General features: G+C 61.5%; 14 protein-coding genes. 6 read left to right on the forward strand and 8 right to left on the reverse strand.

All coding sequences use genetic code 11. The annotated features are described in order from the left end of the window. Positions 1-7 precede the first annotated feature (7 nt). Together AC1D13_RS00970 and AC1D13_RS00975 are read right to left on the reverse strand one after the other, a co-directional pair. Entirely contained in the window at positions 8-1,066 is a 1,059-nt protein-coding gene (locus AC1D13_RS00970) for an oxidoreductase (protein WP_477688779.1), read from the reverse strand. Between the two features lie 25 nt (positions 1,067-1,091). Further along, a complete protein-coding gene (locus AC1D13_RS00975; protein WP_477688780.1) occupies positions 1,092-2,444 on the reverse strand; it encodes a class-II fumarase/aspartase family protein in 1,353 nt (450 codons plus the stop codon). A 191-nt stretch (positions 2,445-2,635) separates the two neighbouring features. Here AC1D13_RS00975 and AC1D13_RS00980 point away from each other — a divergent pair, with 191 nt between their 5' ends. Together AC1D13_RS00980 and glk are read left to right on the forward strand one after the other, a co-directional pair. Continuing rightward, the gene (locus tag AC1D13_RS00980) at positions 2,636-3,637 is read left to right on the forward strand and encodes a Bug family tripartite tricarboxylate transporter substrate binding protein (protein ID WP_477688781.1); all 1,002 of its coding nucleotides are present in this window, start codon (positions 2,636-2,638) and stop codon (positions 3,635-3,637) included. Positions 3,638-3,675: 38 nt separating this feature from the next. Next, the gene (glk, locus tag AC1D13_RS00985; RefSeq protein ID WP_477688782.1) at positions 3,676-4,695 is read left to right on the forward strand and encodes a glucokinase; all 1,020 of its coding nucleotides are present in this window, start codon (positions 3,676-3,678) and stop codon (positions 4,693-4,695) included. Positions 4,696-4,906: 211 nt separating this feature from the next. Here glk and argF read toward each other — a convergent pair whose 3' ends face one another. Together argF and AC1D13_RS00995 are read right to left on the reverse strand one after the other, a co-directional pair. Further along, positions 4,907-5,818, reverse strand: coding sequence for an ornithine carbamoyltransferase (gene argF / locus AC1D13_RS00990; RefSeq protein ID WP_457279796.1), 912 nt, complete (start codon positions 5,816-5,818; stop codon positions 4,907-4,909). A gap of 98 nt (positions 5,819-5,916) precedes the next feature. Continuing rightward, complete coding sequence (locus tag AC1D13_RS00995; protein ID WP_477688783.1) at positions 5,917-7,134, reverse strand: acetylornithine/succinylornithine family transaminase; 1,218 nt, start codon at positions 7,132-7,134, stop codon at positions 5,917-5,919. 271 nt (positions 7,135-7,405) lie between these two features. Here AC1D13_RS00995 and AC1D13_RS01000 point away from each other — a divergent pair, with 271 nt between their 5' ends. Beyond that, entirely contained in the window at positions 7,406-7,726 is a 321-nt protein-coding gene (locus AC1D13_RS01000) for a DUF3579 domain-containing protein (protein WP_411885285.1), read from the forward strand. A 127-nt stretch (positions 7,727-7,853) separates the two neighbouring features. Here AC1D13_RS01000 and rpsT read toward each other — a convergent pair whose 3' ends face one another. Beyond that, the gene (gene rpsT, locus AC1D13_RS01005; RefSeq protein ID WP_007864125.1) at positions 7,854-8,165 is read right to left on the reverse strand and encodes a 30S ribosomal protein S20; all 312 of its coding nucleotides are present in this window, start codon (positions 8,163-8,165) and stop codon (positions 7,854-7,856) included. A gap of 330 nt (positions 8,166-8,495) precedes the next feature. On the opposite strand from rpsT, the gene murJ reads away from it, so the two are divergent. Both murJ and AC1D13_RS01015 read left to right on the forward strand, forming a co-directional pair. Next, positions 8,496-10,061 (forward strand): murein biosynthesis integral membrane protein MurJ, encoded by a 1,566-nt coding sequence (gene murJ / locus AC1D13_RS01010; RefSeq protein ID WP_457279302.1) that lies wholly within the window; start codon positions 8,496-8,498, stop codon positions 10,059-10,061. Positions 10,062-10,135: 74 nt separating this feature from the next. After that, complete coding sequence (locus tag AC1D13_RS01015) at positions 10,136-10,987, forward strand: SirB1 family protein (RefSeq protein ID WP_457279301.1); 852 nt, start codon at positions 10,136-10,138, stop codon at positions 10,985-10,987. Positions 10,988-11,081: 94 nt separating this feature from the next. Here the strand turns inward: AC1D13_RS01015 and AC1D13_RS01020 are convergent, their stop codons facing one another. Continuing rightward, a complete protein-coding gene (locus tag AC1D13_RS01020; RefSeq protein ID WP_457279300.1) occupies positions 11,082-12,005 on the reverse strand; it encodes a LysR family transcriptional regulator in 924 nt (307 codons plus the stop codon). A 145-nt stretch (positions 12,006-12,150) separates the two neighbouring features. Here AC1D13_RS01020 and metE point away from each other — a divergent pair, with 145 nt between their 5' ends. Continuing rightward, positions 12,151-14,499 carry a 5-methyltetrahydropteroyltriglutamate--homocysteine S-methyltransferase gene (gene metE / locus AC1D13_RS01025; RefSeq protein WP_477688784.1) on the forward strand — a complete coding sequence of 783 codons (2,349 nt, stop codon included), beginning with the start codon at positions 12,151-12,153 and terminating at the stop codon, positions 14,497-14,499. A 26-nt stretch (positions 14,500-14,525) separates the two neighbouring features. On the opposite strand, the gene AC1D13_RS01030 is transcribed toward metE, so the two are convergent. Together AC1D13_RS01030 and purM are read right to left on the reverse strand one after the other, a co-directional pair. Next, on the reverse strand, positions 14,526-15,503 hold the full coding sequence (locus AC1D13_RS01030) for a division plane positioning ATPase MipZ (protein ID WP_457279298.1): 978 nt from the start codon (positions 15,501-15,503) through the stop codon (positions 14,526-14,528). Positions 15,504-15,673: 170 nt separating this feature from the next. Then, positions 15,674-16,714, reverse strand: coding sequence for a phosphoribosylformylglycinamidine cyclo-ligase (gene purM / locus AC1D13_RS01035; protein WP_477666278.1), 1,041 nt, complete (start codon positions 16,712-16,714; stop codon positions 15,674-15,676). Positions 16,715-16,757: the final 43 nt, after the last annotated feature.

Consider the following 16,757-nt stretch of genomic DNA (forward strand, 5'->3'; position numbering starts at 1 on the left):
CGTGCTGTTACGCCTGGAATTCGATGGCAGAAACGGGCAGTGTGCGACCCTCTCGCGCACTCCGCAGTCCTAGCTCAATCAAACCGATGACCTGCATCGCCTCATTGGCCGTGACGGGGTTGACTCCCTTGCCATGGATGGCATCGCGTACTGCGCTGTAGTAGGCAGGGTAGTCACCCGCAACGCAGTTTATTTCGCGCCTTGCGCAAACGCCGTCAAGCCAAACTGAAACCGCGGCAGGCAAGTGATCAACCCCCCAGTCCCGCGCGGGCGGTCGCTTTCCGGCTTTTAGCGCATCCTCTTGTGGATCAAGCCCCATCTTGACGAAACTGCCCAGGCTTCCATGCAGCGTGAAGCGCGGCCCCGGGATCAGCGCCAGAGCGCTGCCATGCAGAATGATCCGGCTTTGGCCATAGCGCAACACGGCGTGAAACCAGTCGGGAGTTTTTGCGCCATTGCGTTGCTGAGCGAGGTCAAGCGCAATCGATTCGGGAAGCCCGAATAGCTGCAGTGCCTGATCCAGTAAATGTGCTCCAAGGTCGTACCACAGTCCGCCGCCCGTATCAGCTTGTTCGCGCCAACGGCCAAGAACTTCCGGCCGGTAACGATCAAAGTGCGACTCAAAATGAACGATTTTCCCCAGTTCACCGGAAGCAATGACCTGGCGCACCGTAAGGAAGTCTGCATCCCAGCGCCGATTGTGGAAGACGGAGAGCAGGCACCCAGTGGTTTGCTCTTTTGCCTGCAATTGCCGCGCTTCGTCCAACGTTACCGTAAAGGGTTTGTCGACCACCACATGCTTGCCTGCGGCCAGCCCCGCGCAAGCGAGCGAAAAATGTGTGTCGTTGGGTGTTGGTATCACCACAAGGTCAATGTCCGGACGCGCAAAAAGCCGCTCTGCAGTTGCCTCGACCTGCACATCGGGCCAGTCGGCATACACTTTGGAAGGATCGCTGCTTGAAATCGCAGCAAGCCTGAGCCCCGGGACTCCTGCTATCAAAGGCGCATGAAACGTTTTGGTGGCGTAACCGTAACCGACGATGCCAACGGAGAGAGTTTTAAGCACTAGGTGTCCCTTTTAGGTTGACCGCTTATCGAGGTTGCGTCACGCGCTCGACCGTCTCAATCGTGATTGCCGCCGATTCGCCCACATAGTTGCTCGCAACAAGTGCCAGGGCCAGGCCCTCAGGAAGCCCATGCTTTGCAAACATCGGGTGCTCACTGATGCTTGTTATAAACGGAACGCCTTCGGATTGGGACCGTTGCGCTGCTTCGTAGAGTACCTTGTGTGCTTCGTGGCGTCCCATCAGCCTGGTCAGCCGCATCATGACGGCTTCTGAAGCGATCAGGCCGTTCGATAATTCAAGATTGTGCCGCATCGCCTCAGTGTTCACGGTGAGACCCTTTGCCAGTGTGGCAAGGGTTTCGGCAATAGACGCCGAGATGATGGCGATTTCTGGAAGCAAGGTGTCGGTCACGTTGGTTGCCGACGAGTCGCCTTCGTCCATGCGCACCATGGCTTCAAGGGCCGCAGGCACCCGCATCCGCATCATGCGCGCAAGACTGACCAGCAGCAGCGCGGTGGAAGGATTGCGTTTCTGCGCCATGGTCGAGCTGCCTACCTTGCCCATATGAAACGCCTCCGCAACCTCCCCGATTTCTGTGCGCTGCATGAATACGATGTCTTGCGCGATTTTCTGCGCCGTCCCCGCAAGCAGTCCCAGCGCTGAAATGTAGTCGCACACGCGGTCGTAAGACGAACGGCTTGGCAGCCCGGCTGGCGGTAACCCGAGTTGCTCAGCCATGCGGGCTTCCACGGCCCGGCCTTTGATGCCCATCGCCGCGAATGTGCCTATCGCACCGCCCATACAAGCGACGAACGACGAGGCCAGACGCTGCGTCAGGCGATCCCGATCCCGATCCAGTTCGTCGATCCAGCCGGCAAGCTTGAAGCCGAACGTCATTGGCAACGCATGCTGGCCGTGTGTGCGGCCCGCCATCGCCGTTGCCCGGTGTTCCTGCGCCAGCTTGCCAAGTGCGGCGATGGCTGCATCCAGATGGCCCGTCAACAAGTGGTGTGTCTCACGCATCTGCAGTGAACTGGCGGTATCGAAGATGTTCTGGGTCGTCGCCCCCCAATGGATATAGCCCGCTGCCGGGTCGCCACACAGTTCTTCGAACTGGGAGAGGACGGGAACGAGCGGATGTTGAGCAAACGCGATGTCCCGGGACAGGCGTTCCAGATCGAAGAGCCGGGCATCGGCCTTCTTCCCGATGATTTGCGCGGCCTCGGCGGGAATGACACCAAGCTCGGCCTGGGCACGAGCCAGTGCTGCTTCGACATCGAGCCATACCTGCAAAGTGGCCCTGTCGCTCCAGATGCGCTTGGCTTCGCCGCTGAACCAGTGGCCGGTGATAAATGACTCAAACATACTTGTATTCATGGGTTGCTTTGCTTGAAGCGGTATGCCTGTATTGGCCATGCTCGCTTAAAAATTTGTGATAGATACATATTGTATTTAAGTAATATCATGTTTTATATTGGATAAATTAGAAATTAATACAATTTACAATAAATATAAATACAATATACTCGCCATGCATTCAGCTGGTACATAAAACATGGAGACACGTCATGGAAGATCTTTTCGCTCGCCAGCGAGCCGGGCGTCGCAGGCTGTTGAACCAGCTTGCCTTGCTGGGCGCCGGCGCGTTATTGCCGGGCATTGGCCGCACGCAACCGGACAAGCCTGTATCGCTGATAGTCGGGTACTCTGCCGGCGGCAGTGCCGATCTGGTCGCACGCGTTGTGGGTACCGAGCTGTCAAAGCGCCTGGGGCGTCAGGTCATCGTCGAGAACGTTGCGGGCGCCAGCGGCATGATTGCCGCGCAAAAAGTGCTCAATGCGCCAGCCGACGGTAACCTCATCTACATGGGAGGTACGGATACCGTGCTGGTGCCCATGGTCAATCCGAAGACCAGGCTTGATTGGGAGATGGACCTTCTGCCGGTTGGAAGAATGACCACGGTGCCCCTGGTATTCGCGGTCCCCGCGGGTTCGCCCCACGCGACGCTTTCCGACCTGGCGGGCGCGCTGAGAAAAAGCGGTAAAGAGAACTTCAATTACGCAACGCCCGGAATTGCGACGATGCAACATCTCTACGGGTCGCTTATCAATAAGCGGGCGAAGGTGGAAATGTTGCATATCCCGTACCGTGGTGGTGCCCAGATCGTGAATGATCTTGTTGGTGGCCAGGTGGACAGCGCGGTACTGGTCTTGTCGACGGCAATGCCCTTTCTCAAGGAGGGCAAGATCAAGGCCTTGTCGGTGTCTGATGGTGCACGCGTTCCGCAGCTGCCGAATGTCAGGCGCATTGGCGAGGAAGAGGGCTTCAACGGAATTTCACTGCCGCTCTGGCAAGGCCTGTTTGTGAAAGCGGGAACCTCCCCCTCTATCGTGGCCGCTTATGAAAAGGCATTGCTGGACGCCCTCGCGCAGCCCGACGTGCGCACAAAGCTGGCGGAAGCCGGCATCACGGTCGCTCCGATGACCGGCCGTGAGCTTCGTGCGTTCGTCGGTCCACAGGCCGCGCTGTACCGCGAGATTGTGAAGACCGCAAAAATCACCATGGAATGACAAGCGGCTCATCCTGGCCCGGTTGCGATGAAAAAAAGATGACGGCATTGCCCGTCAGTCCTGGCGGCGATGGGCGGCTTTTGGCCGACATAGGCGGGACCAATGCGCGCTTCGCATGGCAGACCAGTGCCGGGGAATCCATCAATGACCTGGTGATATTGCCTTGTGCAGGATACGCCAGCCTTGCGGATGCAATCCGGCATTACCTGGGCGTCATGGGGCGAAGCGCCCCTCCTGACTGCGCAATCGCGATTGCCAATCCAGTGCATGGGGATCAGGTGCGAATGACCAATCATCGTTGGACTTTCTCGATCAAGGCACTGAAAGAGCAATTTGGATTCGCGAAGCTGCGGGTGCTGAATGACTTTACGGCGCTGGCCCTGGCGCTGCCCACGCTGAAGCCAGAGGAGTTGCGTCAGGTTCAGGGGGCAAAGGCCGCCCCTTTCGCTGCGATGGGTTTGATCGGGCCCGGTACCGGTTTGGGCGTTTCGGGGCTGTTGCCTGACGGGCAGGGTGGTTGGATCCCGATCGAGGGGGAAGGCGGACATGCCACTTTGGCGGCTTGCACTCCGCGTGAGCAAGCGGTACTTCATTGGTTAAGCCGCCGCTACGGTCACGTTTCGGCCGAGAGAGCCGTGTGCGGCCAGGGCCTGGTGGATATTTACCATGCCGTCAAAGAAGCCGACGGCTACGCACCTGATGTCAGACTTGATGCGGCGGGCGTAGCGTCAGCGGCTCTGGATGGGCGTGATCCCTGGTCCCGTGAGGCGCTCGATCTTTTCTGCGCATTCCTCGGAACGGTCGCGGGTAATCTGGCACTGACGCTCGGCGCTCGCGGCGGGATATTTATCGGCGGCGGCATCGTTCCGCGCATGGGAAAAGTTTTCGAGCGTACGGCGTTTGGGCAACGCTTCAAGGCAAAGGGCCGCTTTACAGCGTTCCTGGCAGACGTGCCGGTGTATGTCATTCAGTCCGGGCAATCACCTGCGCTTCGCGGTGCCGCAATTGCGTTGGACAGCCCGTCCGCTTCAGCGCCTGGTGTTCCGCGAGAAGGGTGACACGGCTCGCAGTGCCGATGGAGCCCACGCTCTATCGTTGATCCCTCAGCGTTTACGCGAGCTGCCCGAGCAAAAGGAACTCCATGAGTGCCTTTTGTGCGTGCATCCTGTTTTGGCTTCGGCACGCAGCCTGCGGTTGCTTCACGTGCGCTTTGCGCACATGAGCCTGCACCGAAACAGGCTACCGGCGCTTTGCGCCTGCACTCGCGTGTTACGCGAGCTGCCCGAGCAAAAGGAACTCCATGAGTGCCTTTTGTGCGTGCATCCTGTTTTCAGCCTCATCCCAGACCACGGACTGCGGGCCGTCGATCACGTCGGCTTCGACTTCTTCTCCGCGGTGGGCAGGCAGGCAGTGCATGAAAAGCGCATCAGGCTTGGCTGCGGCCATCATCTCGGCATCCACGCACCAGTCCGCAAAAGCTTTCTTGCGTGCTTCGTTTTCGGCCTCATAGCCCATGCTGGTCCATACGTCGGTGGTGACCAGGTCGGCACCAGCGCAGGCCTGCATCGGGTCCTTGAAGACTTTGTAGCTTTCGGCCGAACGGATGCCCGCGATGGACTGGTCAACCTCGTAGCCGCCCGGGGTGCTCACGTGCACCTTGAAGCCGAGGATTTCGCTGGCCTGCAGCCAGGTATTGGCCATGTTGTTGCCGTCGCCCACCCAGGCCACTGTCTTGCCTTTGATGGAGCCGCGGTGCTCGATGTAGGTGAAGATGTCGGCCAGGATCTGGCAGGGATGGAATTCGTTGGTCAGGCCGTTGATGACCGGCACGCGCGAGTGCTCGGCGAAGCGGTCGATCTTGGTCTGCTCGAAGGTGCGGATCATCACCAGGTCGACCATGCGGCTGATGACCTTGGCGCTGTCTTCAATCGGCTCGGCGCGGCCCAGCTGGCTGTCGCCGGTGGTCAGGTGCACCACGCTGCCGCCCAGTTGGTACATGCCGGCTTCAAAGCTCACGCGCGTACGCGTCGAGGCCTTTTCGAAAATCATCGCCAGCGTGCGGTCGACCAGTGGCTGGTGTTTTTCGTAGGTCTTGAATTTCTTCTTGATGATGGCGGCACGCTCAAACAAGTAGGCGTATTCGGCCGCGTTCAGGTCACTGAACTGCAGGTAATGCCGCACTAAAGGAGCCCCCACGCTTGCCACTGCGTGTGCTGCGCTGCCCCCCGAGGGGGCTAATTTTCCTTGGGGCGGCCCGGCGGAAAATTCTTTCGTTGCGGTCATGCTGATTTTTCTTTCAAAAGCTGCTTGATCAGCGGAACCAGGATGGCCACCGCTTCGTCGGCCTCGGCCGTGGTCATGATCAGTGAAGGCACCATGCGGATCACGGTGTCGGCGGTCACGCTCAGCAGCAAGCCGTTTTCTGCGGCGCGGGCGAGAAGTTCGCCGCAGGGCACCGTGAGCTCAATGCCCAGCATCAGGCCGCGGCCGCGGATTTCTTTCAGGCCCTTTTCACCGGCGAGTTCGCGAGCCAGCGCCGCGCGCAGGTGTTCGCCCACCTTTACCGCATTGGCCAGCAGGCCTTCTTCTTCCATGATACGCAGGGTTTCCACACCGGCGCGCATGGCGAGCGGGTTGCCGCCGAACGTGGTGCCGTGGTTGCCGGGGCCAAAGATGTGGGCGGCTTTGGGGCCGGCCACCACCGCGCCAATCGGCACACCGGAACCCAGGCCTTTGGCCAGCGGCATCACGTCAGGCTTGATGCCCGACCATTGGTGGGCAAACCATTTGCCGGTGCGGCCCATGCCGCACTGCACCTCGTCGATCATCAGCAGCCAGTCGCGCTCGTCGCAGAGGGCCCGCACTTCGCGCAGGTAGTCGTCCTTCATGCTGTTGATGCCGCCTTCGCCCTGGATGGCTTCAAAAAACAACGCGACCACGTTGGGGTTGTTGGCGGTGGCGGCTTTCAGCGCGTCGATGTTGTTCAGCGGTACCCGGATAAAGCCTTCGACCAGCGGGCCGAAGCCGGCCTGCACCTTGGGGTTGCCGGTGGCGCTCAGGGTGGCGATGCTGCGGCCGTGGAAGGCTTTTTCATAGACGACGATTTCCGGGCGCTCAATGCCTTTGTCGTGGCCGAACTTGCGCGCCAGCTTGAGCGCGGCTTCGTTGGCTTCCAGGCCGGTAGAGCAGAAAAACACGTTTTCCAGGCCCGACAGTTCGACCAGTTTGGCGGCCAGGGTTTCCTGCAGCGGCACATGGTAGTAATTGGAGCTGTGAATGATCTTGGCAATCTGCTCTTGCAGGGCCGGCACCAGCTTGGGGTGGTTGTGGCCCAGAGTGTTGACGGCGATGCCGCCCAGCGCGTCGAGGTAAGCCTTGCCGTTGACGTCCCAGACGCGGCAGCCCTGGCCGTGGTCCAGCGCGATGGGCAGGCGGCCATAGGTGTTCATCACGTGAGGGGAGGCGGCTTCGATGTGCTTGGGCAGGGCTGCGGTCATGGAGAACTCCGGAACAAGGGCTGTGACAGTGTGGAAAATCGGAGGCCCGCGACAAGTGAAGCGGGCCTGGGCTGATTTTAGGCGCAGAGTTTGCGGGCTTTTGTGACGATCCTGCATCACTGCAATGCAGGCGCCTGGCGCCTCCTGATGTTGAAAATCAGGCATCAAGTCTTATATAAGAGTCGCAAATAAGATAGAATTGTTGTGCGGTGCAGCATGGGGTGAATACGATCCCCTTCCCACGTCAGGCGCCGCAAAAACCCTCCATCCGATGGTCTCCAACACCGCCAAAGAAGTCTTCATTCAGGGTATTACCCGCGACGGCAAAACCTTCCGGCCCAGCGACTGGGCCGACAGGTTGTGCGGCGTGATGAGTCATTTCCGCCCGGGCGGCCCGCAGCCCGGCAGCCACCTGACCTACTCCCCCTGGTGCGTGCCCACCGTCATCAACGGCGTCAAGTGTGTGGTCGTTAACTCAGAGCTGCGCGAGGCCGAGCCCATGGCCTGGGACTTCGCCATCAACTTCGCCAAAGACAACGATTTACAGGTGGCCGAAGCCTGTTTAATTCCGGATCCCCCGCGCAAAGACTGAGGTTTTCGAAGCGCCCAACAAAAAAGCCGTCTTTCGACGGCTTTTTTGCTTTGCTGCAGCGCACCCTACAAAACGGCGGACGGTATTTTCGTTAGAAAGATGCCGTCCGGGCGATTTGCCTGATTGCTCAGGCGGCCTTTGCGGGGGCCAGTGCCAGGGCTTTCACCTTGGCGGACAGGCGGCTCTTGTCGCGCGCTGCCTTGTTCTTGTGGAAGATGCCCTTGTCGGCAACCGTGTCCACAATGCTTTGGGCCTTGGCGAACAGGTCCTTGGCTTTGTCTTTGTCACCGGCTGCAACGGCTTTTTCGACGTTTTTCACAGCGGTGCGGTATTTGGAGCGCAGCGAGGTGTTCGCAGCGTTGAGTTTGACGTCCTGGCGGACGCGTTTACGGCCCGACGCGAGGCGGGGGTTCTTTTTCTTGGGTTTGGCGGTAGCCATATATAAATTCCTTTAATCCTGGGGAGGAGTCTGTGGATGTTGCAGCAAAGCCCACGATTATAGCCCCCACAGTCGTTCACTGCGTGTAACTCCTTGCCCCCCGAGGGGCCCGCCCGCCTGTGGCCCGGCAAAGCCGGTTCCACGGCTCATGCTGGTGAAGAGGGGTTTGACAGTCAATTGCTATCAAATTGGTAGCGACTTTCGCTTGTTTTATAAGGGCTTGAAGCCGATTTGATGCCTGGATTCAGCGCTTTGAGCCGATTTTTCGGCACCGTATCAAGCCAGCTTGACATTGGTTGGGCGGTGCAAGGCCGAGGCTAAACTCCACGGGTGTCCCTATTCAAATCCGCCTCTACCGTCTCCCTTCTGACCCTGGTCTCCCGAATCACCGGTTTGGTGCGGGAACTGCTGATTGCCTCGACTTTTGGCGCCAGCGCCATGACGGATGCCTTCAATGTGGCATTTCGCATTCCCAACCTGTTCCGGCGGCTGTTTGCCGAAGGGGCTTTCAGCCAGGCTTTTGTGCCGGTGCTGGCGGCCACTAAGGCCCAAAACGGCGAAGCCGAGACCAAACTGCTGATAGACCGGGTCGCCACTTTACTGGCCTGGGCGCTGCTTTTGACTTGCGTGGCCGGCGTGGCGGCAGCCCCGGTGCTGGTCTGGGCCATGGCCAGCGGCCTGAAGCAGGAGGCGCGCGGCTTCGAGGCCGCCGTGTTCATGACGCGCTGGATGTTTCCTTACATCGGCTTCATGTCGCTGGTAGCGCTGTCCTCGGGCGTGCTCAACACCTGGCGCCGGTTTGCCGTGCCGGCTGCCACGCCGGTATTGCTCAACCTTTCCATGATTCTGGCGGCCTGGCTGGGCGCTCCCTGGTTCAAGGCACACGGGATCGAGCCGGTTTACGCCCTGGGCGGCGGCGTGATGGTGGGTGGCATCCTTCAACTGGCGGTGCAGGTGCCGGCGCTGTTCCGGCTGGGGCTGCTGCCGCGCATTGGCTGGAACCCTTCTGCGATCAAGGCGGCCTGGGCCGACCCCGCTACCCAAAACATCACCCGGCTCATGGTGCCGGCCCTGCTGGGTGTCAGCGTGGCGCAAATTTCGCTTCTTATCAATACGCAGATCGCTTCGCACCTCACGCCCGGCAGCGTCAGCTGGCTCACTTATGCCGACCGCCTGATGGAGTTCCCGACCGCCATGCTGGGTGTGGCCATCGGTGTCGTGCTGATGCCGCAGCTGTCGGCTGCCAAAGCCGCCGGCGATGCGGCGCGCTATTCGGCCATGCTTGACTGGGGCCTGCGCATTGTGGTGCTGCTGGCCGTTCCCTGTGCCGTGGCCCTGATGACGTTTGCCCAGCCCCTGGTGGCCACGCTTTATCACTATGGTGCTTTTACCGACCGCGACGTGCAGCAGACCACCACGGCCTTGATGGGCTACGGCGCGGGCCTGTTGGGACTGGTGGCCATCAAGGTGCTGGCGCCCGGTTTTTATGCCAGCCAGGACATCAAGACGCCGGTGCGCATTGCGGTGGTCGTCCTGGTGGTGACACAGCTGCTCAATCTGGCGCTGGTGCCGTTTTTGCAACATGCCGGGCTGGCGCTGGCCATCGGTATTGGCGCGCTCATCAATGCGCTCTGGCTGCTGTGGGGGCTCAAGCGGCGCGGCAGCTACACGCCGGCGCCCGGTTGGGGCATGTTTTCGGCACAGGTGGTGGGTGCCAGTGCGTTGCTGGCGGTTTTCCTGCTGTGGGCGGCCGGGGCCGTGAACTGGGTCGGTCTGAAAGGCCAGTACCTGGAGAGAATAGGGCTGCTGGCGCTTGTCCTGATTGCGTCAGGCGCTATTTATTTCATAGCGCTATGGGCATCGGGCCTGAAGGTGCGAAAACTCCTGAAACACTGAGCTGTCGCCTTTTTCAGACTCTTCAAGGGCATTCCTTGATTCCCTTTTTGCGCCGGTTTATGAGACAGTAGGGTATGCAATTAAATCTGACCGTACCGTCTCCATTGCAGTATTTCTCCAGCCTTGTGGAAAGCGACGAGCATTTCCCTCTGCTGGAAGCCGCCGTCAGCCTGGCGCAGGACGAATACCCCGACCTTGACGTGCAGCAGGTGCTGGGCGACGTAGACCAGTTGCTGGCCCGCCTCAAGCGCCGCCTGCCTGCCGACGCTCCCGCGCTGCAGCGCCTGCGGGCACTGAACCAGTTCTTCTTCCACGACCTGAACTTTGGCGGCAACGTCAATGATTACTACGATCCCGACAACAGCTACCTGAATGCCGTGCTGCGCACACGCCGCGGCATTCCCATCACGCTGGCAGTGCTATGGCTTGAGCTGGCCCTGGGCCTGGGCCTGAACGCGCGCGGCGTGGCCTTTCCCGGGCATTTCATGGTGAAGGTCAACCTGCCCAAAGGCCAGGTTGTGATTGATCCGTTCAGCGGCCAGTCGCTCAGCCGGGAAGAGTTGTCCGAGCGGCTGGAGCCTTTCCGGCAACGCAGCAGTGCCGACGAAGAATTTGAGGTGCCGATGGGCCTGTACCTGCAGTCGGCGCCGCCGCGCGAAATCATCAGCCGCATGCTGCGCAATCTCAAGGAAATCCACAAGACACAGGAAGACTGGCAGCGCCTGATTCCCGTGCAGGACCGCCTGATCGTTCTGCAGCCCGAAGCATGGACCGAATACCGCGACCGCGGCCTGGCCTGGGCCGCGCATGGCGAGCCCGAGCGTGCCATTGCCGACCTGGAAATCTATCTTGCCAACGCCGAAGACGCGCTTGACATCGACACCATGGCCGAACGGCTGACCCAGCTGCGCCAGAGCCGTCACTGAGTCGCTCTGCCATCTCCCTGGTTTTTCTGCGGCTATTTGCTATTGATTTGATAGCTGCTTGCGCTTGTCAGAAGCGCGCTACGGCCACTTTCTCTCAAAGAAGTTCGATCTCGCTGAGCGTGAGAAAGCAGCTTTCCCGTGTGATCGCCACAAAGTCTTCCAGCCAGGGCCGGCCTGACATGGCTTGCGTGCACGCAACATAGAGGCGTCCCGTCAGGCCCTTTTTGCCCACCGGCCTTGCGGTCACGTAACCCCGGTCCAGATAACTTTGCACGGCCCATTTGGGCAGGGCGGCGATGCCGCGGCCACTGGCCACCAGTTGCAGCATGGCAATCGTCAGCTCGGTCGTACGGCGCGCAGGCCTGACGCCGGCCGGCTCCAGCACCTGGCGCACCACGTCGAGCATTTCGTCGGGTACTGGGTAGGTGATCAGGGTTTCGTTGGCGAAGTCCCTGGCCGTGAGATGCGTTTTCGCCGTCAGCGCATGCTCATTCGCCAGCAGCGCCATGATTTCAAAGCGGAACAGCGGGTGGAAATCCACGGCTTCGCTGGCGTCTTCTTCCGAGACGATGGCGATGTCGGCGCGGTCCTGCAGCACGAGTGCAATCGGGTCGGGGTGAAAGCCCGAAACAATGTCCAGTTCCACCTCGGGCCAGCGTGAGCGAAACGAATCCATGGCCGGCATCAGCCAGTCAAAACAGGTGTGGCATTCCACAGCGATGCGCAACTGGCCTGAACGCCCTGTGGCCAGTCGCGCCACATCCCGCTCGGCTTCCTCGACTTGCGACAGCACCGCGTCGGCCAGCGCCAGCAGCCTGAGGCCCGTGGTGCTGAACTGCGGGGGTACGGACTTGCGCTCGAACAGCGGCGTGGCGTAGCGCTCTTCGAGCAGCTTGACCTGATGCGAGAGTGCCGACTGCGTGAGGTTGAGCAATTGCGCCGCGCGCACCAGGCTGCCGCTGTCGCGCAGGGCGGTCAGTGTGCGCAGGTGGCGCAGTTCAAGGATGGACGGGCTCATCAGTTATTCCCTGCAGATCGATCAGTAGATTAATCGGTGAATCAATTATTTTCATATTGAAAGGCAATATCTTTCGTTTGAATAATAGTTGAATCTGGCCGACCATGCGTTCTTCTGTGATTGATTTGCATTGGGAGATAACTGGATGGTCCACACACATACCCTGGGTTTTCCGCGCATGGGCGCGAACCGGGAACTGAAATTCGCGCTCGAAAAACACTGGCGCGGCGAGATTGACCTGGCTGCACTGGAAGCCACCGGAGCCGGCCTGCGCGAGCAGCACTGGGCCGTGCAGAAAGAAGCCGGGCTGGACTTTGTCACGGTAGGCGACTTCGCTTTTTACGACCACGTGGCCAATCACATCCAGATGCTGGGTTGCGAACCGGCGCGCTTTGGCTTCACCGGCCGGGAGTCTGCCCTCAGCCGCTACTTCTCCATGGCGCGCGGCGTGAATGCGCACAGCGACCATACACACAGTGCCGACTGTGCGTGCGCGGATGGCAAGGCGGGCGGCGGCAGCTTCGCGCTGGAAATGACCAAATGGTTTGACACCAATTACCACTACCTGGTGCCCGAATTCAATGCAGGGACGCAATTCAGCCTTGCTTCGGAGCGCCTCTTCGATGAAGTGGCGCAGGCCCAGGGCGCCGGCCACCGGGTCAAGGCGGTGCTGCTCGGGCCACTGAGCTTTCTGTGGCTTGGCAAGGAAAAGACAGGCGGAGATGAGCCCGGCTTTGACCGCTTCAGCCTGCTCGACAAACTATTGCCGGTGTATGCGCAGATTCTCGGGCGGCTGAAGGCGCAAGGTGTGGAGTGGGTGCAGATGGACGAGCCCATCCTGGGCCTGGATTTGCCCGAGCAGTGGCGCTACGCCTTTGAGCGCAGCTATTCGCAGCTTGCCCGCAACGCACCCCAGCTGCTGCTGGCCACCTACTTTTCGCCGCTGGCCGACAACCTGAGGCTGGCTTGCCAGCTGCCGGTGGCGGGCTTGCATGTCGATGCGGTGCGTGCGCCCGAGGAACTGGTGGGGGTGGCCGACTGGCTGCCTGCGCACAAGGTGCTGTCGGTGGGCATTGTGGACGGCCGCAACATCTGGCGCACAGACCCGGACGCGGCGTTGGCAAAGCTGCGCGCGATGACTGCCAGGCACCAGGGCGAACTCTGGATCGCGCCATCCTGCTCGCTGCTGCACGTGCCTTTCAGCCTTGCCGCCGAGAACGCGCTGGATGCGGAGCTGCGCGCCTGGCTCGCCTTTGCTGTGGAAAAACTGGGCGAGCTGCGCATGTTGCGCGCGGCGTTCACGGGAGAAGAGTCTCTGGTTGCCAGGGAGCTCGCTTCAGCCCGCGCGGCTGTTGCGGCGCGCCGGCGCAGCCCCCGTGTGCACCGGGCCGACGTGGCATTGCGTCTTGCACGCAGCGTTGCAGGCGACGATTGCCGCAGCTCACCTTTTCCGGTGCGCCAGGTCCTGCAGCGCGCCCGCCTTGCGCTGCCGCCGCTGCCCACCACCACCATCGGCTCGTTCCCGCAGACGCCGGAGATCCGCGCTGCGCGCGCAGCGTTCAAACGCGGCGAACTCGGCGCGGCGGGCTACCGTGAAAAGATGGAAGCCGAGATTGCGCTGGCGGTACGCAAGCAGGAGGCGCTGGGCCTTGACGTCCTGGTGCATGGGGAAGCCGAGCGCAACGACATGGTCGAGTACTTCGGCGAGCAGCTTGACGGTTTTGCCTTCACGGCCAACGGCTGGGTGCAGTCCTACGGCTCGCGCTGCGTCAAGCCGCCGGTGATCTTCGGCGACGTGGCCAGGCCTGCGCCCATGACGGTCGAATGGACGGCCCATGCGCAGAGCCTGACAAAGCTGCCGATGAAAGGCATGCTGACCGGCCCCGTCACCATCCTGCAATGGTCCTTTGTGCGCGACGACCAGCCGCGCAGCCTGACCTGCGAGCAGATCGCCTGGGCCATACGCGACGAGGTGGTGGACCTTGAGAGGGCCGGCATCGGCATCGTCCAGATCGACGAGCCGGCCATTCGCGAAGGATTGCCGCTGCGCCGTGCGAGCTGGGCCGCGTACCTGCGCACCGCCACGCGGGCTTTTCGCATCAGTGCCTCGGGTGTGCGCGACGAGACGCAAATCCACACCCACATGTGCTACGCCGAATTCAACGACATCCTGCCGGAAATCGCAGCAATGGACGCCGACGTGATCACCATCGAGACCAGCCGTTCCGACATGGAACTGCTGCGCGGCTTTGGCGCCTTCAGGTATCCCAATGAAATCGGGCCGGGCGTATATGACATCCATTCACCGCGCGTTCCCAGCGTGGACGCCATGGTGCGCTTGCTGCGAAAGGCCGCCAGCGTGATCCCGGCGGAAAACCTCTGGATCAATCCCGACTGCGGGCTGAAAACGCGGGGCTGGCCGGAAACCGAAGCGGCGCTCGGCAACATGGTGCGGGCCGCGCAAGAAGTGCGCAAGGAACTGGCGGCTTCCTGACGCGGTGCGCCCGGAGGGAGGGCGAATCAGGTGCCGCGCTTGAGGAAATGCGGAATCTGCATGCCGTCAGGAGAGTCCACATTGCGCGACATGGCCGGCGCCGTGCTGACCTGCACAGGCCGGCCGACCGCGCGTGCGGTACTTTGTGCGGACATGCGCGCGCCATGCACCAGGGATTCCTGCGCGGGCATGAGGCTGTTGGGGAGCGAGCTGCCCAGGCGCGCGGACGCGGCTTTGGCTGCGGGCGGTGGGTTGAGCAGCCGGGCACCCAGCGTTGCGGCGGTCGAAGGCAGGGGCGCGATCATCCGGACCGGGGCTTTGGCCGGCACCGTCGCGTGCCCCCTTTCGGGCGCGTCGTTGGCGGCTTGCGGCGGATACAACGTGGGGCGCAGCCACTCCAGGATCGGTTGCCACTGCTGCAGGTCTTGCGTTGCGGCGCTGGCCGGCAGGTCAAATATCGTCATGCCGCGTTCCAGGCTGCGTACATACAGCTGGGTTTCGCGCAGGGCGCCCAGAAAAGGCATGCCAAGGCTTTCAGACCACGCCTGCAGCGTTTTTGCGGCACTGGTGCGCCCGTCGATGCGCATGCCCACCGTGGCGAGCCGGCAGCGGCCGCTGGCCACGCGCGGCATGGCCATCAGCTCGGCGTGGCACTGCGCGGCCGATTCACGGTCAAACATCGAATTGCACACCGGCATGACGATGACATCGGCAAACATCACCACGCGCGCCAGCTCAAAGCCGTGCATGCCGCCCGGCGTGTCAAGCACCACGTGCGTGATGCCGGTGGGCACACGCAGCATGTTTTTCTGGTCGACGGCCCAGGGCGCGATGGCGGGCAGCGCGGGGTCCCGGCGCTTGAGCCAGCTTCGCGCCGACTGCTGGCGGTCTACATCGCCCAGCATGACCGAGCTGCCATTGCGCGCGCACCAGGCGGCGATGTGCGCGGCCAGCGTGCTCTTGCCACTGCCTCCCTTGCGGTTGACGACTGCGATAACCGGCATGACTGCTCCAAAGACGGATCGATGGAACAGTTTGATACATAACTAACTAAAAGTCCAGTGACCCCAAGCGCCATGGGCGCACGCAGCTAGTGTTTTTGTAGCAAAACGGCCCGACCGAGGGAAGCGGACGGCCCCGGATCGTGGGGCGCGAGAGGGCGGTTGCGGCAGATTTAACCGACGGTGACGGCGGCGCCGTCACCCTTGGGCGCGATCACACCGATTTCATACACCTGCTCGCCGGCGTCACGCAGGGTTTTGGCTGTGGCTTGCGCATTGGCGGCGTCCACCACCACGACCATGCCGATGCCGTTGTTGAAGGTGCGGTTCATCTCGAAGTCGTCGATACCGGCGGTTTTTTGCAGCCAGGCAAACAGCTCGGTTTGTGGCCAGCTGCCCTTTTTGAGATGGGCGGCCGTGCCTTCGGGCAGCACGCGCGGAATGTTTTCGAGCAAGCCGCCGCCAGTGATGTGGGCCAGCGCCTTGATCGGGTGGGCAGCCAGCGCGGCCAGCACGTTCTTGACGTACAGGCGTGTGGGTTCCATCAGGGCCTGCTTGAAGGGTTTCCCGTCCAGCTTTGCCGGAGCCGCAGCGCCGGCGCGTTCAATGCACTTGCGCACCAGGCTGAAACCGTTGGAATGCACACCGCTGCTGGCCAAGCCGAGCACCACGTCGCCGGGCTTCACGTCCTTGCCGGTCAAAATCTTGGACTTTTCGACCGCGCCCACGGCGAAGCCGGCCAGGTCGTATTCGCCCGCGGGGTACATGCCGGGCATTTCGGCGGTCTCGCCGCCAATCAGGGCGCAGCCGCTCAGCTCACAGCCCCTGGCGATGCCGCCCACCACTGCCGCGGCCGTGTCCACATCCAGCTTGCCGCAGGCGAAGTAATCGAGGAAAAACAGCGGCTCGGCGCCTTGTACCAGCACGTCGTTGACGCTCATGGCCACAAGGTCAATGCCCACGGTGTCGTGCATCTGCCATTCAAAGGCCAGCTTGAGCTTGGTGCCCACGCCGTCCGTGCCGCTGACCAGGACGGGTTCCTTGTAGCGCTTGGGCACCTCAAACAAGGCGCCAAAGCCGCCAATACCTGCCAATACGCCCTCCCGCATGGTCTTTTTGGCCAGCGGCTTGATGCGTTCGACCAGCGCGTCACCTGCGTCGATGTCGACGCCTGCGTCTTTGTAGCTCAGGGGGGAAGTGGAGGAGGTGGTCATGTGTCGGCTTTGATGCAGTGGGAGGGCAGGCGGTCAGAAGGCG

The organism is Polaromonas sp. P1_E12 (assembly GCF_056405975.1).